Annotated in this window: 28 protein-coding genes and 2 pseudogenes; 25 read left to right on the forward strand and 5 right to left on the reverse strand. The window is 38.8% G+C overall.

Annotated features, from left to right (window positions below):
• The 4 genes and pseudogenes from H8716_RS09560 to H8716_RS09575 all read left to right on the forward strand — a co-directional run.
• Positions 1-192, forward strand: a pseudogene (locus H8716_RS09560) (hypothetical protein); the annotation flags it as partial.
• Entirely contained in the window at positions 170-835 is a 666-nt protein-coding gene (locus H8716_RS09565; RefSeq protein ID WP_118699247.1) for an ABC transporter ATP-binding protein, read from the forward strand. The pseudogene H8716_RS09560 and the gene H8716_RS09565, both read left to right, overlap by 23 nt.
• Before the next feature lie 13 nt (positions 836-848).
• Positions 849-3,263: an ABC transporter permease gene (locus tag H8716_RS09570; protein ID WP_249308471.1), complete on the forward strand. Its 2,415-nt coding sequence runs from the start codon at positions 849-851 to the stop codon at positions 3,261-3,263.
• A gap of 144 nt (positions 3,264-3,407) precedes the next feature.
• Positions 3,408-3,821 carry a winged helix-turn-helix domain-containing protein gene (locus tag H8716_RS09575; RefSeq protein ID WP_330606545.1) on the forward strand — a complete coding sequence of 138 codons (414 nt, stop codon included), beginning with the start codon at positions 3,408-3,410 and terminating at the stop codon, positions 3,819-3,821.
• 21 nt (positions 3,822-3,842) lie between these two features.
• Here H8716_RS09575 and H8716_RS09580 read toward each other — a convergent pair whose 3' ends face one another.
• Positions 3,843-4,100: a helix-turn-helix domain-containing protein gene (locus tag H8716_RS09580; RefSeq protein ID WP_249308475.1), complete on the reverse strand. Its 258-nt coding sequence runs from the start codon at positions 4,098-4,100 to the stop codon at positions 3,843-3,845.
• Between the two features lie 306 nt (positions 4,101-4,406).
• Here H8716_RS09580 and H8716_RS09585 point away from each other — a divergent pair, with 306 nt between their 5' ends.
• From H8716_RS09585 to H8716_RS09610, 6 genes are read left to right on the forward strand one after another with little or no spacing between them, the layout of a single operon-like run.
• The gene (locus tag H8716_RS09585; RefSeq protein WP_249308477.1) at positions 4,407-4,925 is read left to right on the forward strand and encodes an RNA polymerase sigma factor; all 519 of its coding nucleotides are present in this window, start codon (positions 4,407-4,409) and stop codon (positions 4,923-4,925) included.
• A complete protein-coding gene (locus H8716_RS09590; protein WP_249308479.1) occupies positions 4,915-5,676 on the forward strand; it encodes a hypothetical protein in 762 nt (253 codons plus the stop codon). The genes H8716_RS09585 and H8716_RS09590 overlap by 11 nt, the downstream gene beginning before the upstream one ends.
• Positions 5,660-6,535, forward strand: a complete 876-nt coding sequence (locus H8716_RS09595) for an ABC transporter ATP-binding protein (protein ID WP_249308481.1) — start codon at positions 5,660-5,662, stop codon at positions 6,533-6,535. Before H8716_RS09590 ends, H8716_RS09595 begins: the two co-directional genes overlap by 17 nt.
• Before the next feature lies 1 nt (position 6,536).
• Entirely contained in the window at positions 6,537-7,748 is a 1,212-nt protein-coding gene (locus tag H8716_RS09600; protein ID WP_249308483.1) for an ABC transporter permease subunit, read from the forward strand.
• Positions 7,749-7,756: 8 nt separating this feature from the next.
• The gene (locus H8716_RS09605) at positions 7,757-8,443 is read left to right on the forward strand and encodes a M15 family metallopeptidase (RefSeq protein WP_334299711.1); all 687 of its coding nucleotides are present in this window, start codon (positions 7,757-7,759) and stop codon (positions 8,441-8,443) included.
• A gap of 8 nt (positions 8,444-8,451) precedes the next feature.
• Positions 8,452-8,895, forward strand: a complete 444-nt coding sequence (locus tag H8716_RS09610; protein ID WP_330606547.1) for a winged helix-turn-helix domain-containing protein — start codon at positions 8,452-8,454, stop codon at positions 8,893-8,895.
• A gap of 19 nt (positions 8,896-8,914) precedes the next feature.
• Here the strand turns inward: H8716_RS09610 and H8716_RS09615 are convergent, their stop codons facing one another.
• The gene (locus H8716_RS09615; RefSeq protein ID WP_227709685.1) at positions 8,915-9,172 is read right to left on the reverse strand and encodes a helix-turn-helix domain-containing protein; all 258 of its coding nucleotides are present in this window, start codon (positions 9,170-9,172) and stop codon (positions 8,915-8,917) included.
• A 171-nt stretch (positions 9,173-9,343) separates the two neighbouring features.
• Between H8716_RS09615 and H8716_RS09620 the strand changes: the two genes are divergently transcribed.
• The gene (locus H8716_RS09620) at positions 9,344-9,679 is read left to right on the forward strand and encodes a hypothetical protein (RefSeq protein ID WP_249308485.1); all 336 of its coding nucleotides are present in this window, start codon (positions 9,344-9,346) and stop codon (positions 9,677-9,679) included.
• A 93-nt stretch (positions 9,680-9,772) separates the two neighbouring features.
• Here H8716_RS09620 and H8716_RS09625 read toward each other — a convergent pair whose 3' ends face one another.
• Positions 9,773-10,123, reverse strand: a complete 351-nt coding sequence (locus H8716_RS09625; protein ID WP_002594763.1) for a helix-turn-helix domain-containing protein — start codon at positions 10,121-10,123, stop codon at positions 9,773-9,775.
• A gap of 526 nt (positions 10,124-10,649) precedes the next feature.
• Here H8716_RS09625 and H8716_RS09630 point away from each other — a divergent pair.
• From H8716_RS09630 to H8716_RS17870, 11 genes and pseudogenes are all read left to right on the forward strand, one after another.
• Positions 10,650-11,090 (forward strand): sigma-70 family RNA polymerase sigma factor, encoded by a 441-nt coding sequence (locus H8716_RS09630; protein WP_173897082.1) that lies wholly within the window; start codon positions 10,650-10,652, stop codon positions 11,088-11,090.
• A complete protein-coding gene (locus H8716_RS09635) occupies positions 11,074-11,310 on the forward strand; it encodes a helix-turn-helix domain-containing protein (protein ID WP_038292684.1) in 237 nt (78 codons plus the stop codon). The genes H8716_RS09630 and H8716_RS09635 overlap by 17 nt, the downstream gene beginning before the upstream one ends.
• Positions 11,311-11,694: 384 nt before the next feature.
• Complete coding sequence (locus H8716_RS09640) at positions 11,695-11,844, forward strand: SHOCT domain-containing protein (RefSeq protein ID WP_004613393.1); 150 nt, start codon at positions 11,695-11,697, stop codon at positions 11,842-11,844.
• 71 nt (positions 11,845-11,915) lie between these two features.
• Positions 11,916-13,682, forward strand: coding sequence for a recombinase family protein (locus tag H8716_RS09645; protein ID WP_249308486.1), 1,767 nt, complete (start codon positions 11,916-11,918; stop codon positions 13,680-13,682).
• Positions 13,683-13,843: 161 nt separating this feature from the next.
• Positions 13,844-14,533, forward strand: coding sequence for a response regulator transcription factor (locus H8716_RS09655; RefSeq protein WP_249308487.1), 690 nt, complete (start codon positions 13,844-13,846; stop codon positions 14,531-14,533).
• Complete coding sequence (locus tag H8716_RS09660; protein WP_249308488.1) at positions 14,509-15,774, forward strand: sensor histidine kinase; 1,266 nt, start codon at positions 14,509-14,511, stop codon at positions 15,772-15,774. Before H8716_RS09655 ends, H8716_RS09660 begins: the two co-directional genes overlap by 25 nt.
• Positions 15,775-15,951: 177 nt before the next feature.
• On the forward strand, positions 15,952-16,626 hold the full coding sequence (locus tag H8716_RS09665) for an ABC transporter ATP-binding protein (protein ID WP_249308489.1): 675 nt from the start codon (positions 15,952-15,954) through the stop codon (positions 16,624-16,626).
• Entirely contained in the window at positions 16,623-19,067 is a 2,445-nt protein-coding gene (locus H8716_RS09670) for an ABC transporter permease (RefSeq protein ID WP_249308490.1), read from the forward strand. Before H8716_RS09665 ends, H8716_RS09670 begins: the two co-directional genes overlap by 4 nt.
• 65 nt (positions 19,068-19,132) lie before the next feature.
• Positions 19,133-19,342, forward strand: a complete 210-nt coding sequence (locus H8716_RS17725) for a helix-turn-helix transcriptional regulator (protein ID WP_330606550.1) — start codon at positions 19,133-19,135, stop codon at positions 19,340-19,342.
• A 187-nt stretch (positions 19,343-19,529) separates the two neighbouring features.
• Complete coding sequence (locus tag H8716_RS09680; protein WP_249308491.1) at positions 19,530-20,897, forward strand: MATE family efflux transporter; 1,368 nt, start codon at positions 19,530-19,532, stop codon at positions 20,895-20,897.
• Position 20,898: 1 nt separating this feature from the next.
• Positions 20,899-21,094 (forward strand): annotated as a pseudogene (locus tag H8716_RS17870) (cytidylate kinase-like family protein); the annotation flags it as partial.
• Between the two features lie 75 nt (positions 21,095-21,169).
• Here the strand turns inward: H8716_RS17870 and H8716_RS09690 are convergent.
• Entirely contained in the window at positions 21,170-22,072 is a 903-nt protein-coding gene (locus H8716_RS09690) for an AraC family transcriptional regulator (protein ID WP_249308493.1), read from the reverse strand.
• 398 nt (positions 22,073-22,470) lie between these two features.
• Here H8716_RS09690 and H8716_RS09695 point away from each other — a divergent pair, with 398 nt between their 5' ends.
• The gene (locus tag H8716_RS09695; RefSeq protein ID WP_249308495.1) at positions 22,471-23,649 is read left to right on the forward strand and encodes an MFS transporter; all 1,179 of its coding nucleotides are present in this window, start codon (positions 22,471-22,473) and stop codon (positions 23,647-23,649) included.
• 100 nt (positions 23,650-23,749) lie between these two features.
• Here H8716_RS09695 and H8716_RS09700 read toward each other — a convergent pair whose 3' ends face one another.
• Positions 23,750-24,307: a TetR/AcrR family transcriptional regulator gene (locus tag H8716_RS09700; RefSeq protein WP_249308497.1), complete on the reverse strand. Its 558-nt coding sequence runs from the start codon at positions 24,305-24,307 to the stop codon at positions 23,750-23,752.
• Positions 24,308-24,497: 190 nt separating this feature from the next.
• Here H8716_RS09700 and H8716_RS09705 point away from each other — a divergent pair, with 190 nt between their 5' ends.
• Entirely contained in the window at positions 24,498-25,367 is an 870-nt protein-coding gene (locus tag H8716_RS09705; protein ID WP_249308499.1) for an SIR2 family NAD-dependent protein deacylase, read from the forward strand.
• A complete protein-coding gene (locus tag H8716_RS09710) occupies positions 25,354-26,313 on the forward strand; it encodes an SIR2 family NAD-dependent protein deacylase (protein ID WP_249308501.1) in 960 nt (319 codons plus the stop codon). The genes H8716_RS09705 and H8716_RS09710 overlap by 14 nt, the downstream gene beginning before the upstream one ends.

Below are 26,313 nucleotides of genomic sequence, written 5' to 3' on the forward strand. Positions count from 1 at the left end.
TATACTCAAACAACCATTGATTCTGATCTAAGCCAGAAACTAAAAAATATTTTGAACGAAAAATTTAATCCAGAACATCCAGATGCTGTATGGTGCTCAGATATCACTTATATTTGGACTTTACAATACCCTTATCAACAGGCAGAAGGCCTTGAAAGGAGTTTTGAATATGAGCGTTTTACAAACCATTGACCTGAAAAAGTATTACGGCACAGAGCCAAACATTACCCGCGCATTGGACGGTGTAAACTTCTCCGTAGAAGACGGCGAGTTTGTGGCCGTTGTGGGAACATCCGGCAGCGGAAAATCCACTCTGCTTCACATGATGGGAGGACTGGACACTCCCACCAGCGGAACCGTGGTTGTCCGTGGCGAGGAACTGGCCAAAAAGAACGACGAGCAGCTTACCATTTTTAGACGCCGCAACATCGGTTTTATCTTCCAGAATTATAACCTTGTTCCCATTCTGAATGTATATGAGAACATTGTCCTGCCGGTGGAGCTGGACGGGGACACGGTGGATCAGAAGTTTTTGGATGAAATTATTCACCTGCTGGGGTTGGAAAATAAATTAAAAAATATGCCAAATAATCTTTCAGGCGGTCAGCAACAGCGTGTGGCGATTGCCCGTGCCCTAATTACCAAACCGGCCATTGTGCTGGCTGACGAGCCGACTGGCAACCTTGACAGCAAGACCAGCGCTGAGGTGCTTGGACTTATCAAGCGTACCAGTGCCAAGTTCCGGCAAACCGTCGTGATGATTACCCACAATAATGACATTGCCCGTCTTGCGGATCGAATTGTCCGCATTGAGGACGGAAAAATCATGGAGTAAGGAGGTGACGGCTATGACTTGGCCTTTTGAAAATGATACAAGCGCCATTGTAAAGAAATTGGCAGATAGGAGTATGAAAGCGGATAAGAGAAGCAAGACTTTTTTGCTTTTGACAATCGCCCTCTCTGTCTGTATGGTTTTTTCGATTATCCTAATATCAACAGGAACACAAGAGGAATTTAAGAACACACAGAGGAATAAAGCACAGATTGGCATTTTGGGAGTTACGGATGAACAGACAGCTTTGCTGCGCCAAAACAAAGATATTTCATGGATCGGAGAATATTCCGCTATTGGCTTTTTTTATGTGGATGATAAAACAATTACGGTTGCTTATGGAGATGAAGATTACTTGTTGCATCAGGAAGAAAAGACTTTACAGGGAAGTGTGCCGCAGAAAGAAAATGAGATTATGCTTCCGCAGAATTATATTGACTTTTTAGGAAAAGCGTATAAACCTGGCGATGTTATTTCCCTTGACGTGACCGGCACAGGGCAGAAAGCGGAATATACGCTTTCTGGTATTCTGGACGACACAAAGGAAAGCAACGGATATTTTATTTATGTCAGTAAAGAGCTTGCCCGAGATTTGGCAAAAGATTCTTTTCAGGTTACAGCATATACAAGGCTGAATACAGATGCCATAAGCTCCACGGCGATTCTTGATTTTGCCAGCAAAGCAATACAAAATACAGGCATCGTCGAGGAACAGGTAATGCTTACAGAATATATTGCTGTTATGTCGGGGGTGATCACATCGGGTATTCCGATTCCAGTGCCATTACTGGCGGCATTGACGGCTATTCTGGCGGCAACGATTGTCTATGGTGTCTTTTACACAAAGATTGTAAAAAATGTTCAGATGTTTGGGCAACTGCGGACACTTGGCATGACAAAAAGGCAGATTAAGCGGATGGCAGGAAAAGAGGGACGGTTATATGCCTTGACGGGTATTCCTCTAGGTCTTGTCATTGGCGCACTGATTGGATTTATTGGTTGTCCTGACGGATTTCAGCTGAAAACAACAGTTATTTATGCTGTACTGATCGCCGCAGTAGCCTTTATGACAGTGAATATTGCCATTTTTAAGCCTGTCCGGGTAGCAATGAACACTTCCCCGGTAGAGGGTGCGAAATATCTCACGTATGCCGGAAAGGCAAAAAACAGTCCGAAATTGCATCGGAAACTTACGCCGTCTCATCTGGCAAAATTAAATATACAAAGAAATAGGCAAAAGGCAGCTTTGACACTGCTAATGCTTGGAGTGAGCGGTGCTCTTTTACTGGTTACTTCTACGGTTGCTGGTTCTATTGATCCGGAAAAACAGGCGAGCTTTAAATATTATCCAGCTGGTAACATTCTTATACAAATAAAAAATACAGTGGGTAGTTCCTTTGATAACGAAGCGGAGCCATACGGAAGTGCAAAATTGCAGCTGGAAGAAAATCCGCTTGAGGATCAGACACTGATGCAGGAATTAGAAAAGATAGACGGGGTAGAAAAAATCACTGCATTCGACAGCGTTTATATGACGGTTACTTTTTCGGGCGGAAGTGGTTCTATCACGAGCATTTCAGATTTCTTTCCAACCTTAAACCGGGAGCAGACGGAAGAAAAGCAGGCAGTGCTATCCTCTGGAACGGCAGATTACGACGATATGGTTGAGAAAAATGGAATATTGGTTGAAGAAGGTATAGCACAGGTTGGCGATACTTTGAAGATTGAGGGCAGATCTTTTGATGGCAGTATCTTTAATGTGGAAGCCGTTGTTGTAGGCACATACAACAGGTCTGATTTGATGGAGAATAGCCCGGTCGTTCCCGGAAGTCCCTACTTCATGATGACTTATGATACAGCAGAGAAACTGACAGGAATAACAGAGCAGACGGGTATTCTGGCAGTCAAAAATTCAGACGGACATTTTGACGAAGTTTTGACTGCAGTTCAGGAGATTGCGGATGAAAATGGAAAAATAGAAGTAAATACGATTGATCAAACGATAAAAAATATTCAGCATCAATATAGAGCCTCTATAAATGCTCTGTATATGGCCTCTGCTATTCTGTTTGTCTTTGGAAGTATCAGTCTTATGAATATGCTTATGGTTGATTTTCAGAACAGGAAACGAGAGTTTGGCTTACTGAAGGCCGTTGGAGCAACGCAGAAGCAGCTAAAATCAATGTTAGACCGAGAGATTGGTAGTTACCTTGGTGGCTCCCTGTTGGTTTCTCTTGCATTTGGAGGACTTATCAGCATCGTGGCATGTCAACGCTTGGATGCAGTAAACCATTGTATTTCGTTGAAATTGCCGTGGCTGTTCCTCATAGCGCTTGTTGCTGTTATGGGAGGTATTTATCTGATTTTTGTAGCATATGCCAAAGTTGAATTAAAGAAAGCGGAAATTTTGCCTGCCATACGGGAAGAATAGCAGTAAATCAGCGGAGTAATTAATAAATGCTGCTTCGCTGATTTTCAACTTTATCCGATTTCTTTGAATTAAATGGTGTAGTGTGTTTACAATCATAGAAAGGAAAGCATAAAGGAAGGTGGTGCTTTTGGGAAGTTGCTGATTTTGTCCTTTGAAGATAACGAAGAACATATTATCAACAATATTTTATCATGTTTGAATGAGGAAACAGAAGTCTTACGACAGCAGATTGTCAATAAACGAAAACTGATATTTGATGGACTTCGCATTGACGAACATAAGCGGATTGTGGTTCGGGAAGATAATGAGATTGAGTTGACTTACACAGAGTTTGAAATCTTATTGTTGTTAGCACAAAATGCTGGAATAGTATTCAGTAAGGAGCAGATATACAATCGTGTTTGGAAAGAACCTTATTTTGGCAATCATAACATCGTCATGAGCCATATACGCAACATACGAGAAAAGATAGAAGATAACCCAAGCAAGCCAATCTACATACAGACGGTATGGGGTGTAGGCTATCGTTTCAACAAAAATTTAAGCAGCGGTCTGTAAAGAAGAAATACAGATCACTGCTTATTTTTCGCTTCTGACATCTAAAAGATATTCACAAGATACATGGAAAAATTCAGCAAGGGCAACCACTTCATAATCTGGTACAAAGCGTGTCCCTTGTTCTATTCGTAATACGGTCAAATCACTAAATTCATATCCGGCAAGTTGGAGCTGTTCTGCCAGTGCTTTTTGCGAAAGCTGCCTTTCAGTTCGCAATTCCTTTACTTTCTGACCTATCAGATTTTTGGAATTGCTTTTTTTATTCCAGTAAATTTTCATATCATCACCAACTTTCTAAAGATGAAGTGTGGAAAAATATTTTTGTAAGAAATTTAAGGATTGATAATACTGCCTGTAAAATGCAATACTTAGGGATAGAGAAAATTGTGTGGTGTGGGAAGTATTACTCTAAGCGGAGAAAAAGGTAGTGTTTGATTTATTTGATATTTCTGAAAGGGGTTGAGATAAAATATTGGTTTAATTGTTTCATTCGTTTTAAGAAAAAATGAGGAATCTTTTAATCATTTTAAGTGCATAACCCGTTATTATATATATACAGATATTCAATGGAAAGGAGTCTGATGCGTGTTGAGTGATGACGAATTAGTGGAACAGATTCTACTTGGAAATGAAAATGCAGCAGAAGAATTGATAAAACGCTATTATACATCTATTTTACGTTACTGTAGGTGGCATTGCTCTAATCTGGAAAAAGCAGAAGACCTGACTCAGGAAACATTTTTGAAGTTGTTTAAGAATTTATCCGGATATAAAGGGAAAAAGAAATTTAAGGCTTATCTATACACGATTGCAAATCATTTATGTATTGATGAAAGTAGGAAGGCTGAGTTTTATCCATTAGAAGATGAAGAAAATATAGTGCATGAGTATAACGACATAGTTCGGCTAGAGGATAGGGCAGAGATAAGCTATTTTTTGAATTTTTTATCATCAGAACAAAGGGAAGCAGTCATTCTACGCTTTGGAGAACAACTTAGTTTTGGAGAGATTGCAAAAGTGATGGGATGCAATATGCGAACAGCACAAAGCAGGGTTCGTAATGCTTTAAAAATTATGAGAAAGGAGCAGGAAAATGAAAGATAAAAATTTGAAGGGCTATTTACAGCAATCTTTAGGAGAGGAAGTACAGCCTAAAAGATTAGAGGAAACGATTAAGCTTTGCACTGAAATTGTACGAGAACAGGAAGTGACTAGGGCAGAACCGAGGACAGGTTTCTTTCACTATCTTTCAGATGTATTTCGCTTTGATGGTATTCCAATATTTGGTTTGCAGGCAGTAACGTTATTTATAGTTTGTTTAACAATTGCCAGCATTGCAGACGTGCCAAAGAATATACCAATTTTTATGCCGCTGTTTGTATTGGCTGTCATGCCAGCAATTTTTAAAAGCCAGTATTATGGAATGAGCGAGATTGAAGCGGTAACAAGAGCTTCTGGTGCCCAAATCACGTTAGCAAAGCTGGTTTTGGCTGGGGCTGCTAATTTGGTGTGTATAACAATTCTTTTGTGTATGGAAGTTTATTTGCAAAATTCTTATAAAGAGATTGGACAGATGGTTCTATACTGCCTTGTTCCGTACTTAGTGTGTATGGTTGCGTTGCTGCGTTTGATCCGTTTGCAAAAGAAACAGAGTTTACAGATATGTGCGATTGTAATGCTGGGTTCCTGCATTTGTTGGGGTATGTCAGCAAGAATATTGCCATGGTTATATGAAACATCAGCAGTGGGGGTGTGGATTGTTACATTTTTGATTTTTGCTATGTTCTTTATAAATGAAATTCATTATATTGCAGAGATGAGAAAGGAAGGAAAAATGTATGGAATTGTCGCTTGATCGTTTAACAAAACAGTATGGCAGGAAAATAGCGGTAGATTGTGTTAGTGCAACCTTAAAGCCGGGAGTATATGGTCTTTTGGGGGCTAACGGTGCAGGTAAAACAACATTGATGCGTATGCTATGTGCTGTTTTGGAGTCAACCTCAGGGGAGGTATTGCTGGATGGAAAAGAAGTAACTTCGATGGGGGCAGATTACCGGAATGTGTTGGGTTATTTACCACAGGATTTTGGATATTATCCAAATTATACTGCGATGGAGTTCTTAACGTATATTGCAGCACTGAAAGGAATACCGAAGAATGTTGCAAAAAAACGTGTGACTGAATTGTTGGAAGTAGTTGATTTAAGCCATGTGGCAAACAAAAAAGTAAAAACTTTTTCCGGTGGTATGAAACAAAGAGTAGGAATTGCACAGGCGTTACTTAATAATCCGAAAATTTTGATTTTGGATGAGCCGACTGCGGGACTTGATCCGAAAGAGCGTGTCCGTTTTCGTAATCTGCTCTCAGAGTATGCAGGCGATAAAATTGTAATTCTTTCCACACATATTGTATCGGATATAGAAGCAATAGCAGATGAAGTGCTATTGATGAAAAAAGGAAAATTTGTATTGCAGGGTACGGTTCCTGAGTTGATTCACAAGGCAAATGGTAAGGTTTGGGAGCTTTCTGTTTCTCCACAAGAAGCTAGACAATGGCAGACAAAAGCAACGGTTGCTAATTTACGGCATGAAGGAAAAGAAATTATATTGCGTATTATTTCAGACAATATGCCTAGTGAGCGAGCGGTTCCTTGTGAAGCTACATTGGAAGATCTTTATTTGTTTTATTTTCCCACAGAGGAAGGAGTGAAATAGAATGGAACTATTTTGGTTAGAGCATAAAAAGTTATGGCGAAAGAAAATTGTTAAAATATGTGTGTTGTTGTGTTTTGTTTATTATGTAATTTTTGGAAGCATACTTTCGTTTCAATGGTTCGGTTTTGGCAGCTCAGATGACTATACAAGTGCTTTTGGCAATAATTTTGATGGATATACAGTAATAAAGGATAGTCAGGGATATGCACTTTCATTTGGTGGAGAATTGACGGATGAAACCTTGCAGCAAATAGTAAGTGATTATCAGCAAATGGAAGCTGACGGTATGGAGAAAGAACTGGAAAAGACAGACTGGCAGATAGTTAATAGTTGGCTCGGAACATTGTATCCGGAGCTTCGAGATACCAGTAATTATAAAACGATGATAAGCTATGTTGATCCGGATAAGTTAACAGGCTTCTATGAAAGAAGACAGCAGGTGCTTGATGAGTTTTTGGAGGTCAGTGGTCAGGTAGGTGCTGAAAAAGAGTATTTACATCAGATAGAGAGAAAGGTAGAAAAACCATTTCATTATGAGTGGGTAGAAGGCTGGTCAACGCTTCTTGGTAGTATGGTTGCGGATCTGGGAGTTGTGATGGCTTTGTTTCTCAGTATTGTTTTATCCTCTTTATTTGCTGGCGAATGGCATGATAATACAAGCACACTAGTATTGACGACTCGAAATGGTTGGGGGAAAATAGCTCTTGCCAAAATTCTTACTGGTTTAGCGTTTACAGTGGAGTTATTTGCATTACTTGCTGCTTCAAATGTTATATCACAGTTGTTTTTTATGGGAACTGCCGGATGGGATATGCCGATTCAGAATATCAAGCTGATTGCTGTTGCACCTATGAATATGCTGCAGGCAGAAATTTATGAATATGCTTTTGTACTGCTTGGAGCAATAGGTTTTGCCGGAATTGTTATGTTTACATCAGCGGCTGTAAAAAATAATGTACTTACCTTACTGCTTAGTCTGGCTGTTGTATATGCACCAATGATGATTGCAGAATATCTTCCTTATGAAATGCAAAAAGCATTGGATTTAATACCATTGGTAGGAAGTTCAACAGATATTTTCAGAACTAATACTTTTCGTATTTTTGGGAAGCTTATCTGGTCACCATATCTACTTATTACTATTCCTGTCTTGATTGGTATTCTATGTATGCCATTCGCTATAAAGAGCTGGTCAAGAAGGATGAAGGCATAAATAACAATATGGCAAAGAAAAGAGATAAAAAAAATAAGTTGCGAGGGAAATGGTTGCGAGGAATTATCATAGTTTACTTGCTTTTGATACTATGTAATCTATTTCACGAATTTCCTTCAAGATTAGGGAATTTACATAGTATTCCGGTTTCGGAGGAGTGGTATTTAATTGTAGTAAACCGTTGGAATGAAATACCGGAAGATTATAGAGTGGAATTAACAGAATTATCAAATGGTCAAAAGGTGGATAGCAGGATATATCCGTATTTACAAGAAATGTTTGATGCAGCAAGGAAAGATGGAATATATCCGGTTGTTCGGGAAGGCTATCGAACTTATGAAGAACAGCAGAAAATATTAGATGATAAGATAAAAGCTTATATAAATGAAGGATATTCACAGTCAAGAGCAGAAAGAACTGCTAAGGAATGGGTAGCTTTGCCCGGAACAAGTGAACACCAATTAGGTATTGCAGTTGATATTAATGCTGATAAATCAAAGAGCTCAAATGATGAGGTATATACGTGGCTTGCCGCAAATGCACATAATTATGGTTTCATATTACGGTACCCACAAGGGAAACAGGAGATTACAGGGACAAGCTATGAGCCATGGCATTATCGATATGTAGGAGTAGATGCGGCACGAGAAATTTATGAAAGAGGAATATGTCTTGAAGAATATTTTGAGCAATAGATTGGGGAGTGAGGATTATAGCTAAGTTACTGTTGCTTTCACTTGAGGAAGATGAAGAAGTAGTATTAAATGCAGTTATGTCTGCATTGGGAAGTTTTGAAAATAAAACACAGTTAAAAGAAGAAATAGCGTGTGAAAAATTAGCCTTTGCAGGAATGGAAATAGATGCATCAAAACGGTTAGTATATCGTGGTGAGAAAGAAGTAAATATTACGTTTACAGAATTTGAAATATTGCATTTATTAGCAAGGAATCCAGGCAGAGTGTTCAGCAAGGAGCAGATTTATGATATTGTCTGGAAGGAATCCTATTCCGGCGATTACAACATCATCATGAGCCATATCCGGAATATTCGGGAGAAGATAGAGGATAATCCAAGTAAGCCAATCTACATACAGACGGTATGGGGGGTAGGTTATCGTTTCAACAAAAATATAAGCAGCGGTCTGTGAGTAGATTACAGATCACTGCTTATTTTTCATTTTTAATACCCAAGAGATATTCACAAGATACATGAAAAAATTCTGCCAGAGCCACTACCTCATAATCCGGTACAAAGCGTGTTCCTTGTTCAATACGAAGTACTGTAAGATCACTGAACTCATATCCGGCAAGCTGGAGTTGTTCAGCTAATGCTTTTTGTGATATGTGCTTTTCGGTTCGTAATTCTTTTACACGTTGTCCAATAAGGTTTTTGGAATTGTTTTCTTTATTCCAGTAAATCTTCATTCAAATACCAACTTTCTAAAGATGAAGTGCTACATGATTGATTTTACGGAATAATGTTGATAATATACTTCTAAAGATGAAGTATAAGAGAATAAAGTTGTTGAAAATAATGCAAGGACTGATAATACTGCCTGCAAAATGCAATACTTATATGGAAAGGTGGATACAAAAATGAACGAAGTATTTGAAACGGTGGCAGAGGTATTGGAGGAGCTTCGTAGCGAAGCAGGAGAGCGTGAGTATTCTGTTTGTACAAAAGAGGCGAAAAATGCAGCTAAAGAATTAAAAAAGGCAAATCAGGAATATGAGAAGTTGCTGGCAGAGATTTCAAGAGAACAGAAGGTGCTTTTGGAAAAATATATGGATATTGTGGATCATGCCCATTTTCAAGAAGAACAAAGAGCGTATTATCAGGGAATGATAGATGCGATACAGATATTTGAAGGATTGGGAATTTTGAAAAAAAGAAATAAAGTAAAAGAATTGCTTATGCATACTGAAAAATAGTTCAAACGGGGTGGAAGGCTTACAGGCAAGCTGACCACCCTGTTTTATCCAGAATTATTCAGAAATAATCCAGAAAAAATAGAAATCTTTCTGCTATTCTGTTTCATGGGTTTTATATGTACGAAGATAGGCTTCCACAAGTGCAAGGATGGTGGTTATCTGATCGGGAGTACATTCTGAAAGATAAATCAACAGCCTTTGGTAATCCAGATTATCGTTCAGAGCCGCTGGATAAAAAAATGGATCGGCAGAGATGTGTAAAGCACGAATGAGCTGTCCGAGTTTTTCAAGACTTGGAACATTGCCATGATTTTCAATCTCTTTAATATATCTTGATGAAACACCGGATTTTTCGGATAGCTCATCATAAGTCAGCTTTTGGTCTAATCTGGCTTTCTTCAGGCGAAAACCCATGTCTTTATCAATTTTCTTAGATTTAGCCATATCATACACCTCCATGTATAGTGTATATTTCACTTTAGAGAAAGAAAATGCACTAATAAATCACTATATTAGAGGGGCATCATGCACTTTTAGAAAAAGTAAGAAACTTTGGATATTGCATATAAAAAAAACGCAATGTTCAAAGGCTTTTTTTCGTGTTTTTATCCTTTGAACATGTTTGGGAGAGCTATGTATTCTGAACTGTTGAAAGGATTTTTTTGTGCTAATCAAAGCCAATCCTGCGTAATGCGTGGAAAGGCAGATAAATAAGTTGCATTTTAAGCAATGTAAATAGTTATGCAGTTGAGAGTGCATTATACCCACTCGAAACATGTGGGGAAAATTTAATATCAGATATAAACAACGTCCTATGGGTATCGGCCTGTAAGGGCGTTTTTTATATAAAAAAATATTTTTTAAAAACAGTGTCGGGTGTTCGACGCTGGATATATATCCATTCGTGCTATGGAGTGAAAGGGAGATATTTCACTCTGCTTCAGGTGGTTACGGAAGGAGGTGATCTCTTATGAAGAAATCTTCTTCCGAACAGCAGCCAAGAATAAGGAAACAGTTTGACAGTTTCTGCAAAACCCTGTTGAAGAATGAAATGATAGATTATGAGAGAGAAAGAAATTATCGTTTAAAATATGAAATTTCTTTTTCGGAATTAACGCAGAAGGAACTACGACAATTGGAAATCATGGATGATTACATAGTTGAATCAGAAATGTTCCATGTCTTTGATTATGACATAGAAGTAAAAGATGAGTTGATTGGTGAAGCATTAAAGTCTTTGCCGGAAAAGAAGCGAAATGTAATTTTATTATCTTTTTTTCTGGATATGACAGATACAGAAATTGCAAAATATATGAATCTTGTAAGAAGTACCATTCATCATCATCGTACAAGTTCCCTTATAGCTTTAAAAAAGATTATGGAGGAGATCAGGACTGGAAAAAAGAAATAATACAAAGTTACTACCGTATCATATTATCGTGTCGGCAGCGTCCGGAGATGTGGAAGCAATTAACAGGATTTTGAAACATTATGAAGGTTATATTGCAGTGTTATCAACCAGAAAATTATATGATGAATACGGAAATTTACATTATTGTGTGGATGAAACATTGAGACGCAGACTTGAAACAAAATTGATTACTAAAATACTGAAATTTAAGATTGCATAATTTTTATCTGAACGACTCCCTTTCGTAAATTGATATAAAAAGAGCAATCATTGTACCTTGAAAATTTCATATTTATCCTGCAGGACGAATGAAACAGAGGAGCTATACAGTAGATACGCCAGGACTGTCTGCATTATTGCTTTGCGACATCGTGACGCAAAGTGGAAATGGTATCAAAATGATATGGAAGCAAAGGCATGAGCGATAAATATTTGACTGTGATCAGAAAGTGGGATTTTTGTGGCGAAGATACTGTTTTTGATAATGATACTTCCGGGAAAGCTGCCCGGTCTGAGAAGATGGTGAAATACCAATGAGGCTGTTACCCGACAGCTACTGCAGGATTTTTGAATAAAAGTAGATGAGAAAGAATAGAGAGGGAAAATGAATAGTGCAAAATTGTTGAGATACAGTATGCAGCTGTCAATGTTGAAACAATTACGCTCGTTAAAACTTATAAGTGAAGCAGAGTATCAGCTGGTAGAGAAAAAGTTAAAAAAAGATTATGGTGTTATTTCTAATATTACCGCTTGACTATTATAGTGTTGCGTTGTAAAATTATATCAACACTACGGTAGGAACACAAAAAAGAAAGGAGCGGTCAAATGGAAGTTGAAATCATTAAGGCGAAGGGTGCTGGTGAGGATACTTCTACGGGAAGAAAGATTGATAGATTAAGAGTTGCCGCATATTGTCGTGTTAGTACTGATGATGAAGATCAGATTAAAAGTTATAATTCAATGGTCAGATATTACACGGATTTGATAAAGAGTAATAAGCAATGGGTTTTTGCAGGAGTTTTTGCTGATAAAGCAATTACAGGCACGAAAACAGATAAAAGAGAAGAATTCCAATTACTGATTCAGGAATGTCTTTCAGGCAATATTGATCTAGTGATTGCAAAAAGCATTCCTAGATTCGCACGAAATACATTAGATACATTAAAATATGTAAGAATGTTAAGAGAGAGGAATATAGCGGTATATTTTGAAGTCGAAAAAATTAATACGTTAAAAGATGGAGAATTTTTACTGACTATTTTAAGTTCTGTTGCACAGCAGGAAGTGGAAAATACATCTGCATATGTAAAAAAAGGTTTGAAAATGAAGATGAAACGTGGAGAACTTGTTGGTTTTCAGGGCTGCCTTGGATATGATTACGATGTAGTAACAAAGTCGTTGTCTATTAACGAAGAAGGTGCGGAAACGGTCAGATACATATTTGACAGATATGTTGCAGGAGCTGGAAGTACGATGATTGCAAGGGAACTGAATGAACAGGGAATTCCAACTATTAAAGGGAATCCGTGGACTTCTTCTAGTGTGATGGGAATTATTAATAATGAAAAATACAAAGGTGATATTTTATTAGGAAAAACCTTTACCGTAGATCCAATATCAAAAAGAAGGCTGGAGAATCTTGGAGAAGAAGATCGGTTTTACATCAAAAATCATCATAAACCGATTGTATCAGAAGAAACATTTGCAAGAGCCCAGGAGATACGGGAACGCCGTAATGGAGGACGCAAAAAGGGAGTAGCACCTGGAAAACGAGAAAAATTCAGTAGACAATATGCTTTTAGTTGTATGCTTGAATGTGGATTTTGTGGTGCGAATTTATCAAGGAGAAGGTGGCATAGCAGTTCGAAATATACAAAAACTATTTGGCAATGTGTAGAATCAACAAAACATGGTAAAAAGTTTTGTCCAGATAGTAAAGGAATTCCAGAGCAGGTTATAGAAGAGGCTTTTATTGAATCTTACCGTATGTTATGTACAGATCATAAAGATGTGTTGGAAGAATTTATTAAGAGAATCGAGAAAACTTTATCAGAGGACTCGATAGAAGATAAAATTGAAAAACTCAATAGAAGTGTTTATAATATTCAATATAAGAGAAAAAAGTTGCTGGAAAACTATTTAGAGGGTGTTGTGGCTAAAGACATTTATGAGGAAACAGATGTGGGGTATGAAAAGAAATTGTCTGAAGCAAAAGCACAGTTAAGTATGTTGGAACAACAATATGACAATGAAGGTAGCTTGCAAAGAAGACTGGCAGATTTTAGAAAAGCATTGTCAAAAAATCAGATTTTAGAAGAATTTGACAGAGGAATATTTGAAAGTATCATCGAAAAAGTTATTGTCGGTGGTTACGATGAAAATGGAGAGAAAGATCCCTATAAAATCATTTTCGTATATAAAACAGGATTCAAAAATGAAATTGGAAACGCAAAAGAACGATTTGGGAAGAAATCAAAAGCAGTAGAAAAAGCGAAAGAAATGTGTTCCCATATCGTAGACGAGGTAAAGGATGTGTGTTCCTATGTTAGTGACAACACATGTGGAGACGGTTGTTCTTTTGTCCCAACTTAAACAAAAGCCGGATGATTACATTAATGTCACGATTGAACTTGATGATATGGATATAACATCTGCAGAGACTAAGGCTACATATGATGAGATAAAGAGAGTGCAATTGTGGAGGCATTGAAGCATTTTAAGATGATTAGTTAATAAAGAGAGGTGCAGATGCTATGCCAGGTATACTCGTGGTTGAAGATGATGAAAATTTAAATCGTGGAATTACATTCTCACTGAAAAAATCCGGATATGAGGTTTTTTCAGCAGAATCAGTGAAAAAAGCGAAAAGAATTGCAAGTGATAATAATGTGGATGTTACCATTTGTGATGTGAATCTTCCGGATGGGAATGGACTGGAATTTGTAAAGTGGATGAGATGCAATTATAATACATACATTATTTGTCTTACAGCACTAGATCAGGAGATGGATCAGGTCATGGGATATGAAGCAGGGGCAGATGATTATATTACAAAGCCGTTTAGTCTTTCGGTACTTCTTTTGAAAATAGAAGCACATTTCCGCCGCAGACAGGAGAAAACGGAAGCCGGAAAGATGATTTCGGGAGATATCGTATTTATCGCAGGAGAAATGAAAGTCCTGATAAAGAGTCGTGAAATCAGTCTGACAAAAACGGAGTTGAAAATGCTGACTTTTTTTCTTCAGAATCCGAAACAGATTCTTTCAAAAACACAAATATTGGAAAATGTGTTTGATCTGGAAGGGGATTTTGTGGATGAAAATACAATCGCTGTCAATATCAGAAGACTCCGTGAGAAAATCGAAGACAATCCGGCTGCACCGGTCTATATAAAGAATATCAGAGGTCTTGGGTATATATGGAATCAGGAGGTAAGGCAGTGACAAAGAGATATCGCAAGAAGATTACAGTAGTGCTCTCCTTGGTATTACCTGTCATATTATTGTTTTCAATATTAAATTGCTTTACCACGTATGTGTTTTATGAAGATTATAAATATAAAATGAATCTTATGACAGAGATTGCTGCAAAGGAAGAATTTTCCGGGCTGGATGCTGTTTCGGAATTGCTTAAGGATAAGGATATTGAAACTAACGAACAGGGAAGGCGATTATTGGAGCAATATGGATACTGGGGGAATAAAGGGAATGCATTTTATTCGCAATTCCGGCATCAGGTTATGGTGACCGGTGCTATAAGCACTGTGATATGCGTGCTTCTTTTGACTTTTTTACTTTATTGGAAGAAAAAAGAAGATGCGTGTCATCAGAAAATTTTAGACCAGTTGGAAGAAATTCTGATCAGATTCCGTGAAAATAAATTTGATGATTTACTGAAAACGGAAAATCATGCAGAACTGGAAAAATTGAATGACCAGCTTGAAGCAATCGGACATCATATTCAGTTGATAAAGGAAGAAGCAAGGGCAGAAAAGGAGAATACGAAAGAAATGGTTTCTGATATTTCTCACCAGTTAAAGACACCGGTTGCAGCTTTGGATACATGTTTTAGTGTGCTGATGCAGAATGACTTAAGTGCCACAGAACAGGAGGAGTTTCGTATCCGTTGTCGGAGTGCGCTGGATGGACTGGAGACATTATTGCAGTCGCTTCTTGAAATATCCAAGATGGAAACTGGACTGATTCAGATTAATAAGAAAAAACTTCCGCTTATGGATACTGTCATATCTGCTGTGAACCGCACTTATCCTAAAGCGGATGAGAAAGAAATTGAATTCGTTTTTGACTATGAAAAAGAGCTGGAAACATGCACGATTATGCAGGATAAAAGGTGGCTTGGTGAAGCTGTGATCAACGTTCTGGATAATGCGGTCAAGTACAGTCCGTGTGGTTCAAAAATATTTATCCGGTTACAAAAAAGAAACGATCTTGTAAGAATGGAAATTGAGGATCAGGGAATTGGTATTCCGCAGAATGAGTATCACAAAATTTTTCAACGATTTTACAGAGGAAGTTCCAAGGAGGTCATGGAAAAGAGTGGTACAGGAATCGGACTTTTTCTATCGAGAGAAATTATCGAAAAACACGCAGGTACGATTACGGTAACCTCCGGCAAAAAGAAAAAAGGAAGCACGTTTGTGATTCAATTACCATATGTTGGTTAAATTTTAAGTGAGCAGAAATCTTACAATTCTGTAAGATTTCTGCTCGTTTTTTGAAAGTGAAATGAAAGATTGTCCTGATACAATTTGGATGTAGGTTGAAAAATGGCCAAATATATAAACAGGCAAAGAAAGCGTGCTGAAAAGGTACGCTTTACAGAATTGAAAAGGAGGCAACACATGAGTGTGATATTAGAAACCAAGCAGCTTTGTAAGTTTTATGGCGCAGGTGAGAATCAGGTCAAAGCGGTCAATCAGGTGGATATTCAGATTAAGCAGGGAGAATTTGTCGCAATTGTTGGAAAGTCAGGTTCCGGTAAAAGTACATTACTTCATATGCTTGGAGGGCTAGACACCCCGACAAAAGGCAGTGTTACTTTAGCAGGGAAAGATTTATACAGGATGAAGGAAGATGCCCTTGCTGTTTTCCGCAGAAGAAAAATCGGATTTGTTTTTCAGGCATTTAATCTGGTTTCATCTGTTAATGTCTGGGAAAATATTGTACTGCCACTGGGGCTGGATGGAAGAAAAGTGGATGAAGCGTATGTAAATGATATTATTGCAACTCTGGGGATTGAAAACCGGATTTATAATCTGCCAAATCAGTTATCCGGAGGACAGCAGCAGAGAGTAGCAATTGCAAGAGCAATGGTGAATCGTCCGGAAATTATATTTGCAGATGAGCCGACAGGAAATCTTGATTCTAAGACCAGTGATGAGGTAATCGCTCTGCTTAAGATGACAGCAAAAAAATATGGACAGACAATTGTAATGATTACCCATGATGACGAAATTGCACAGGTCGCTGACCGTATTCTGGTGATTGAGGACGGACAGGTGGGGGATTTCAGATGAAGACAATAAGCAGGATTGCATATAGCAATGACAAAAGGAACAGGACAAGAAGTATACTGATCATGATGGCAATCTGTCTGACCACGATGCTGCTTGTTATCATCAGTATTGTGGGAAATGGGGTAATTCATTTACAGAAAAGTCAGGCGGCAGGATCATATGGAAGCAATTATGGTCTGTTTGTTTCCGCAGACGGATCGCAGTTAAAAGAAGTAAACCGCCGTGCGGAAATAGATGCTACAGGCACTATGTGCACCGAAGGTATCATAAAAGGCAATGAAAAAGGCGGGTTTGTCTGCATGGATGAGACTGCAAGAAAAATGCTTCCTTATAATAAAGAATATGAGTTGAAGGAAGGAAAGTATCCGGAAAAAATGCAGGAAATTGCCGCAGGAAGAGCATTTTTTCGTGCAATGGGGTATGGTGATGTAAAGATCGGAGATACGGTTACACTGGATTACCGCGCAGGGATGCAGTCAGAATATAAGCCGGAAGAATTTGTTGTCAGCGGAATCTTATATGATCGGGATGAGTATACCATCGAGGCATCTTATGTTGCTTTCGGGTCACAGGAGTTTTATGATGAGCACGTCGCAGAGAATGACAGACAGTATAATATTTATTTTACTTTAAATGATTCTGCAAATGTATCTATGAATAATATTGATTCGGTTATAAAGCAGATTGCAGCAGCTTGTGGGATCGAAGAAAAAAACGTTATAGTCAATGATCTCTATTTGCAATGGGTCTTGCAGCCGAGTTATGAAACGATTGCGGTATGCGGGGTTTTGATTCTTGCAATTGTACTTTTCTCTGTTGTGGTCATTTATAATATTTTTCAGGTCGGTATTGCCAACAAGATACAGGAGTATGGAAAAATCAAGGCTCTGGGAGCAACAAAAAAGCAGATGAAACAACTGATCTTCAGAGAGGGCATTTTTTTGACAATTTTTTCAATACCGGTTGGATTGCTTTTTGGCTTTCTGATTGCAAAATGCGGTTTTAACTGGCTGGTAGAACAGGGAAACCTTGTATCAACCCAAACTGGCTCAATGGGAGCCCAAAATCAGCAGGTGCCTCTGTTTTCCCTGCCTGTTATGCTTCTCTGTATTTTAGTATCATTTCTTACCGTTGCTTTGGCACTGCGTAAACCAATGAAAATTGTTTCACGGATTTCACCTATCGAAGCAACACGGTATTTAGAAAATGCAGAAACACAAAAAAAAGGAAAACGAAATGGCAGAAAAAATGTCACCGTGTTTTCTATGGCAATGGCAAATGTAACGGGTAATCCCAAAAGAACTATTGGTACTATCCTCACAATGGGTTTTTCTTGCGTATTGTTTGTGATTATCTCTAATTATGTGGGAAATATTGACACGGAGCATGAAGCACGTCTTTCCGTTAATCATGGACAATTTGAACTGCAGCTTGACTATTCTGCTGAGTATGATGAAAGATATCCGGAGAATAATCTGGATACGATTCTGACGGATGATCCATTGAATGATTCGCTGATTGAAGAAATCAAAAGCATTCCAGGAGTAACAGATGTCATGACGAGAGAGATTGTCTCTGTAAATCTGAATGGAACAAGATTTCCGGCTGATATTGTGAGTAAAAAGGATTTTGATTTTATGCGCCAGGACGGGGATATTGGCTCTATGGACTATGATCAGGCGGTAAAGAATGGTGATATTTTCTTTGGCTGGTCAACGTGGATGGAACAAGATGGATATGCTCCGGGTGAATCCATTGCATTTGACTTTGAGAATGGAAGTGGAACCGATACCTATCAGGGAAAGATTGCAGGATCTTTTGTAAGTGCGGACACTTATCTTGTCATTCCGGAAGGTGTATATCGTTCCATGAATCCGAGAGGAACAGCCTATGGCTATCTGTGGGTGGACTGTGATAAAAAAGATGTGGCATCTGTAGAACAAAGTCTGAATACTTTGATTTCTAATACTTCGCATATAAAAATGGATACTTATCATGCGCAGTTACAATCTGCCGAATTTGCAAGCAGCATGATGAAGCTTGGCTGTTATCTGTTTATGGCTATTGTAGGACTCATCGGGTTTATGAATATGGCGAATACCATGATCATGAATATTACGACAAAAAAGCAGGAATATGGTATATTACAGGCTGTGGGTATGACAAATAAACAATTAAATTTATGCCTGCAGTTACAGGGACTGATTTTTACGGTTGGTACCATATGCGTAGCTTTGATCATTGGTCTGCCACTCGGCTATGCACTTTTTTCCTATGCAAAACATAATGGAATATTTGGAATGAATATCTATCATGTTCCAATCGTACCAATTTTTATTATGATTTTTTTGGTCGGTCTGTTGCAGATTGTACTTTCCTGCGTTTTAAGCAGTAATCTGAAAAAGGAAACGCTGGTAGAAAGAATAAGGTATCAGGGATAGCAATCTATATGAATCTGATATGCTGAGTATACAAAAGCTTTTGAATTTTTTAGGAGATGAAGCAAATGGATATAGGCGTTGTTATAAAAAAATATAGAAAAAAAGCTGGTATGACGCAGGAGGAGATGGCAAACAGATTAGGCGTGACGACACCGGCTGTAAACAAATGGGAGAATAGTAATTCCAAGCCGGATTTTGTTATAATTATTGTTTTCTTCGAGCATATTATAAATGAAAGAGAAGAGAAAATGCAAGAAAAATTGTTTGACTTTTAGAAAAACAGGAAATATAATAAATTCAAACGAGTAGCAAGTAAGCGTAAATCCAGTTTACTTTCTACTCGTTTTCTTTTGGTCAATATGATATGTGTCATGAAAAAGTGTGTAGCTTGTCAGCGTAAGTCCAGCTTATAAGACAAGATGCGCACTTTTTTTGTGCCAAAAAGAGAGGAGTTAAAACAAAATGGCAGAAAGCAACAAGATGAAGGAGATGCCGGTGAATAAGCTGATGATCCAAATGGGGATCCCGATGATCTTATCCATGGCATTACAGGCAGTCTATAATATTGTAGACAGTGCATTTGTAGGAAATATGAAAGTAGGCAGTGAAGCAGCACTAAATGCTTTGACGCTGGTATTTCCAGTGCAGATGCTCATGGTAGCAGTAGGAATCGGAACCGGTGTAGGAACCAATGCACTTCTGGCAAGGACACTTGGACAAGGGAACAGTAAAAAAGCTGCGAAGGTAGCTGGTAACAGTCTGTTTCTTGGCGTGATCATTTATGTGTTTTGTTTATTATTTGGTTTCTTTGGAGTGAGAGCATACATTTCATCTCAGACAGTAGATGCAGAAGTACTTGAAATGGGAGTCAATTATCTGAGGATATGCTGTGTGAGTTCTTTTGGAATTATCTTTTTTTCGTTATTTGAGAAATTACTTCAGGCGACAGGACGCTCTCTTTATTCAACAATCGGACAGGTAGTCGGAGCTGTGGTAAATATTATCATTGATCCGATCATGATCTATGGTATTGGATCTTGTCCCGAAATGGGAGTAAAAGGTGCAGCTTACGCAACTGTAATTGGTCAGGTGGCATCTGCAGTGTTATTGTTCATCTTTCACATGAAATTGAACAAGGAGTTTGAGCATGATGTGAAATACATGAAACCGAATAAAGATATCATAAAAGAAATTTATGCGATTGGATTTCCGGCTATTATTGCACAGGCATTGATGTCCTTTATGGTTTATGTGATGAACCTGATCCTGAAATTTAATCCGTCTGCACAGACAGCGTATGGTTTATTCTATAAAGTACAGCAGTTTGTTCTGTTCCTTGCGTTTGGACTTCGAGATGCAATCACCCCGATCATTGCATTCGCTTATGGAATGCGAAGTAAAAAGAGAATCCAGGATGGAGTTAAATATGGACTTATTTATACGATCGCATTAATGATTTTGGGTATTGCAATCACAGAGATTTTTCCGGGTGCATTTGCAACATTGTTTAATGCCGGACAGTCGAGAGCATATTTTATCAGTGCAATGAGAGTAATTTCTATCAGTTTTCTGTTTGCCGGAATCAATGTTGCCTATCAGGGAATTTATCAGGCACTGGATGGTGGCGTGGAATCGCTGGTTATTTCACTTCTGAGACAGCTTGTAATTATCTTGCCACTGGCTGGAATTTTTTCTGTATTTGTCAGAAACGCTCAGATGGGAGTTGCACTGATCTGGTGGGCATTTCCAATTACAGAAGCAATCTCATGTCTGGTGGGATATGCATTTTTAAAGAAAATCAGAAAAAATAAAGTGAATGTTCTGAAGTAAGGAAGAAGTAGCAAAGAAACCTGGAATTGCCTACTATGATAAAAATATTATCAGCCAGATTGCAGAAAAGTCCGGTTTAGCACCAGAATGCCGAGGCATTCTTGAATCAGGAAAGTGCAGAATTGTCTCCGAAAAAAGGCTTATTTGCATATGCACTTGCAGGGCGTGATATTACAGGAAAATCAGTAGAATCGTTAGATTTTTTAGTCTGACTTTTGGGGGTCGGCACAGTGGGAGGTGCCTTTTTCTTTCAGGAAATATGGTAAACAGGTTTACAGAAAGTGCTTCTGTTTCCGGTATTCCGTCGGGGTTAATTTGTAGCGTTTTTTGAATAATCTGCAAAAATAGTCAACGTTATGAAATCCTGTCTCAGAAGAAATGAGACTGACTTTTTTCTCAGTTTTTGAAAGCAACTGACCGGCCTGTTTTAAACGGTAGTTAATGAGATAGTTAACCGGCGTTATATGTAAATATTTCCGAAACAAATTCAAAGCGGTACTCTTACTGACCATTGCCTGTTCTGCAATGTCATCCAATGAGATACTCCGTGAGTAATTTAGGTGGATAAATTGCATCATGAGCTGTAACCGGGCTTGAGAAGCGGTTGAATGCTCCTTGTGTTCTTCCTGGTATGAAATGTCTGTGTTTTCAAATATTTCCAGCCAGAGATTCTGAAGGAGAGAACTGGTAAGGAGTTCTTTGGATAAAACGGAATCCTGTGCAGAAATAATTTGCCGCATGATAGATAAAACCTTTGCTTGCCAGCATACTTCTTTATGAAATATGAGAAATGGTAATGGGTAAGAAATGATCGGCAGAATATATTTCTGATAAATCAGGCTGTCGCAAGGGGCAATAAAAGAAGGCATAAATACAAAATTGGGAATGAGGGCTTTTGAGGGAGAATAAAGGCGATGGAGTACCTTTGTATTAATGAATATACCATTTCCTTCGGTTAAATTAAATTGGTCTTCTCCAATCCACAAAGTAACGGTTCCGGATTCGATATAAATAAACTCCAATTCTGTATGCCAGTGCCATTCGATACAGTTGAAATCAAAAACTGACAGATCTTCATAATAAAACTGGAAAGAATAGAGATTGCTTCCGTGCTGAACTGTCTCCATCAAATCTTCATCTGTAATGATTTTAGTATAGGTTGTATTTATATTCATAGAAACGTCCTTCTTTGAAACATACTTTACGATATTATACAATAAATTTCGGAAATAAATCAATGAAAACAAAAATATTATGTTATATAATTCAATAAAGAAACGAGGTGAAAGAACATGATATTTAAATGGTTAAATGAAAGTGAAATAAGGATGGGTGATTCTTAATATCTTATGAAAATAATGGTGAAAATAGAAAATTCCATATCCGGAAAGAGTCTTTCTCTGTATGTTGACAATAAGAGTAAGGTAAATAAATTAATGATCAATCTGATAGAAGCCGGATTTACCGTTAATTATGAGCCTCGTTATATATCGGGAAATTATGAAGGATGCTTTTTGTGTGAGAATGGAAATGTGATTAAAATATGTTGTAGAAAACAAAAGGAGTGATGACCATGCCAAATTATCGGAAAACAAAAAGAGCCTGTTATATGGGATTTATTACACAGGCAATTGCAGCTAATTTTGCCCCATTGTTATTTTTAAAATTTCATAATGATTATCAGATTACACTTGGAAAAATCGCATTGATTTCTACCTGCTTTTTTCTTACACAGTTGTTGGTAGACCTGTTTTGTGCAAAGTTTGTGGACAAAATAGGGTATCGTATCTGTATTGTTACTTCTGAGGTATGTTCCGCAGCAGGATTGGTTGGTCTGGCTTTTTTGCCGGATCTTTTACCGGAACCGCTTGTTGGAATTATCCTGAGTGTGATTGTATATGCAGTCGGAAGTGGTCTGATTGAAGTGCTTTGCAGTCCGATAGTGGAGGCGTGTCCATTTGATAACAAAGAGGCAACGATGAGTCTGCTTCACTCTTTTTATTGTTGGGGAGCAGTGGGAACGATTGTGATCTCCACACTGTTTTTTGCGGTGTTTGGCATGGACAGCTGGAAATGGCTGGCTGTCTTATGGGCACTTGTTCCGGCCATAAATATCTATAATTTTGCAACCTGTCCGATCGAGCATTTGGTAGATGAGGGGGAAGGAATGGGAATAAAAGAACTGTTTCGAAAACCTCTTTTCTGGCTTTCTATATGTTTAATGATTTGCTCCGGTGCATCAGAACTGGCTATGGCACAATGGGCATCTGCTTATGCGGAGGCTGCTCTGGGGCTGTCAAAGACAGTTGGTGACCTGGCCGGTCCCTGCATGTTTGCTGTTACAATGGGGATCAGTCGTATAATTTTCGGAAAATATGGTGATAAAATGGATCTGATGAAATTTATGATCGGATCTGGAATTTTATGTGTGATATGCTACCTTCTTGCTTCTGTATCGTCGAATCCGATATCAGGTTTGATGGGATGTATTATCTGTGGCTTTTCTGTTGGGATTATGTGGCCCGGTACAATCAGTATTTCATCAGAAAGATTTCCGGCAGGTGGAACGGCTATGTTTGCTTTGCTTGCTATGGCGGGAGACCTGGGTGGAAGCATAGGTCCAGGGATTGTTGGACGTGTTACACAAAGTGCAGGAGACAATATTCGTGCAGGTATGGGAGTTGGACTTTTGTTCCCGGTTACTTTATTAATCATGCTTTTTATTTTTGCAAGGCAAAAAAATAATAAATGAAATCTTTTTACCCAAAGTGGAAAAAAATCTGAGAATAGTCAACGGCGGATAATGATGTCCGCCGTAAAATTATGCCTGTTTATTTTTGGAGACCAAGATGCTAGGGTTTTAAGAGTCTTTTTATGACTTTCTGTATATGGTACCAATCCTCATTTTTTTCCCACCCCAGAGATTTATTCACGGCAAAATTTCCATGGAGCATATAAAGGAAAATTTTTTCTGCCTCCCATTCGTTGAGATGATAATCTCTCATGATTTCCGGAATACGCTGCGGTTTTTGTATTTGATACAGCTTCCTGAGCATATGATGGGATAAGCTTTCGTCCAGAAAAAGGATTCGATATTTGGGATTGCTGGCGGCGCGCTGACAGGCAGGAAGCAGGGCGTCGGGATCCGGGTTTCTTTCTTCGATGTTTTTCTCGTTTTCTATGCTCCGATTGGAGATGGCAGAGGGGAGCGGCTGGATGGCGTCAAGCTCTGTAAGCCGGAGGGCGTCGTCCAGCAATTCATCTAAAACGTTGTCGATATTATTATAATGCAGGTAAAAGGTCGCTCTGGTAATCTCGGATTGCTTGCACAGGGCGGTAACGGTTATCTTTTCATAGGATGTATTCTGGAGCAGTTCCAGAAGCGCATCCTTAATCATGCCTTTAGTCATGATAGTTCTTCGATCTGTTTTTCTTATTATCAATTTCGATTCCTCCATAAAAGTGTTATACAAAATCAGAGCATTTGTAAAGAACTGTTCCTATCCGAATGATGTTGGATAGGACTTTTTGTGTCGTATACAGCATAATCGTTTCTATACAGTGTGTCAAGAAAACGACGCATGGAAAGGAGACTGTTTTATGAGCGAATATAAAGAAATAGCAGATAAATTAAAAGAGGCGGATGCAATTTTAATCGGTGCAAGCAACGGATTTTCTATTTCGGAGGGACTTCATATTTTTGCGGATAATCAGGCTTTTGAAGATGTTTTCGGAGATTTTAAAAGAGCTTATGGGATTCGGAATATCCTTTCGGGGATTTTTGCAGACTGGCCCTCGGAAGAAGTAAAATGGGCATTCTTAAGCAGGCTGATTCATCATTATAGCATTGGGTACACGGGCAGCCAAAATACAGAGGCATTAAAAACACTCATCGGAGATAAGCCGTATTTCTTTGTGACTTCCAACGGAGAAAATCATTTTGAACTTGCCGGATTTTCCCCGGACTGCATCTGGGAGATTGAAGGAAGCTGGAAAGAAATGCAGTGCGAGCAGGGCTGCCATGATACCTTGTATCCCTTATTTCCGCTGATTCCGGAAATGGCAGCGTCCGAGAAAAACATGAAAATCCCATCGGAGCTTGTGCCCAGGTGCCCGAAATGCGGCGGGACGATGGGCGGTCATTCGCCCCAGAGATATATGACGGCGGCAGACAGGGAGATACAGAGGAGGTTTCAGAATTTTATTCAGAAGTATCATGGAAAAAAGCTGGTTGTTCTGGAGTTGGGAATTGGCTGGAGAAATCAACTGATCAAGGCGCCGCTGATGAATCTGGTTAAGAAAGAGCCTTATGCTGCTTATATTACGATCAACAAAGGTGAGATCTATATTCCGGATGAGATTGCGGCAAAATCCTATGGTCTTGACGGAGACATGACAGAGATATTAGAAAGGCTGAAAGAGGCTTCGGAAGAAAAGAATGATGGAGGAAATGCCAATGAGTATGTATGAAAATCTGGTTATACAGACACAGATGAATTATTCCAGATATTATGGAAGGTATGCCGCCGGAAAAACGCCGGTCAGATTAAGCGACAGAAAGGCGCTGCCTTACGAGAAGCAGATTGAGAAATTGAACGAAAAAATAAAAGAAGCCGACTGCATTGTAGTTGGAGGAGCTTCCGGATTGTCCTCCGCGGGAGGCGGGGATTTTTACTATGAGGATACGCCGTCCTTTCGTCGTTATTTCGGGAAGTTTGCAGAAAAATATGGGTTTCAGGGAGCATTTGCCGGCATGGGACATCCATATAAAACCCGTGGGGAATTCTGGGCTTATCTGGCTACCTTCCTTTATACGACGCAGACTGCGCCCATTAGGGAACCCTATCTGGATTTAGATGCTATTCTGCGGGGAAAAGATTTCTTTATTCTGACCACGAATCAGGACACACAGTTTGTAAAGATTTATCCCGAAGAGAAGGTGGCGCAGATCCAGGGGGATCACCGCTTTTTCCAATGTTCCAAACAGTGCTGCGACCGGACGTGGGATGCGGTAAAGCCAGTAGAAAGAATGATAGAGGCCATGAGAGATGGTATATGCATTCCAGAAGAGCTGATCCCGCGCTGTCCGGTCTGCGGTGCGGAGGCGTTTCCGTGGGTGCGCGGTTACGGTAATTTCCTGCAGGGAAGAAAATACGATGAACAATATCAGAAAATCTCAAAGTATATCATGAACAACAAAGAGAAAAAGATACTCTTCCTGGAACTGGGGGTGGGGAGAATGACGCCGATGTTTATACAGGAACCTTTCTGGAACCTAACGCTGAACCTTCCGGACGCCTATTATATCGCTGTAAACGCACAATATGATTTCCTGCCCAAAGACATAGAGGAAAAGGGAATGGTCATTAAGGGAGATATTGCAAAGGTGCTGAAAGATGCTGCGGAAGGGATGTGA

The organism is Jingyaoa shaoxingensis (assembly GCF_014385005.1).
In the GTDB taxonomy this organism is placed as follows: domain Bacteria; phylum Bacillota; class Clostridia; order Lachnospirales; family Lachnospiraceae; genus Marvinbryantia; species Marvinbryantia shaoxingensis.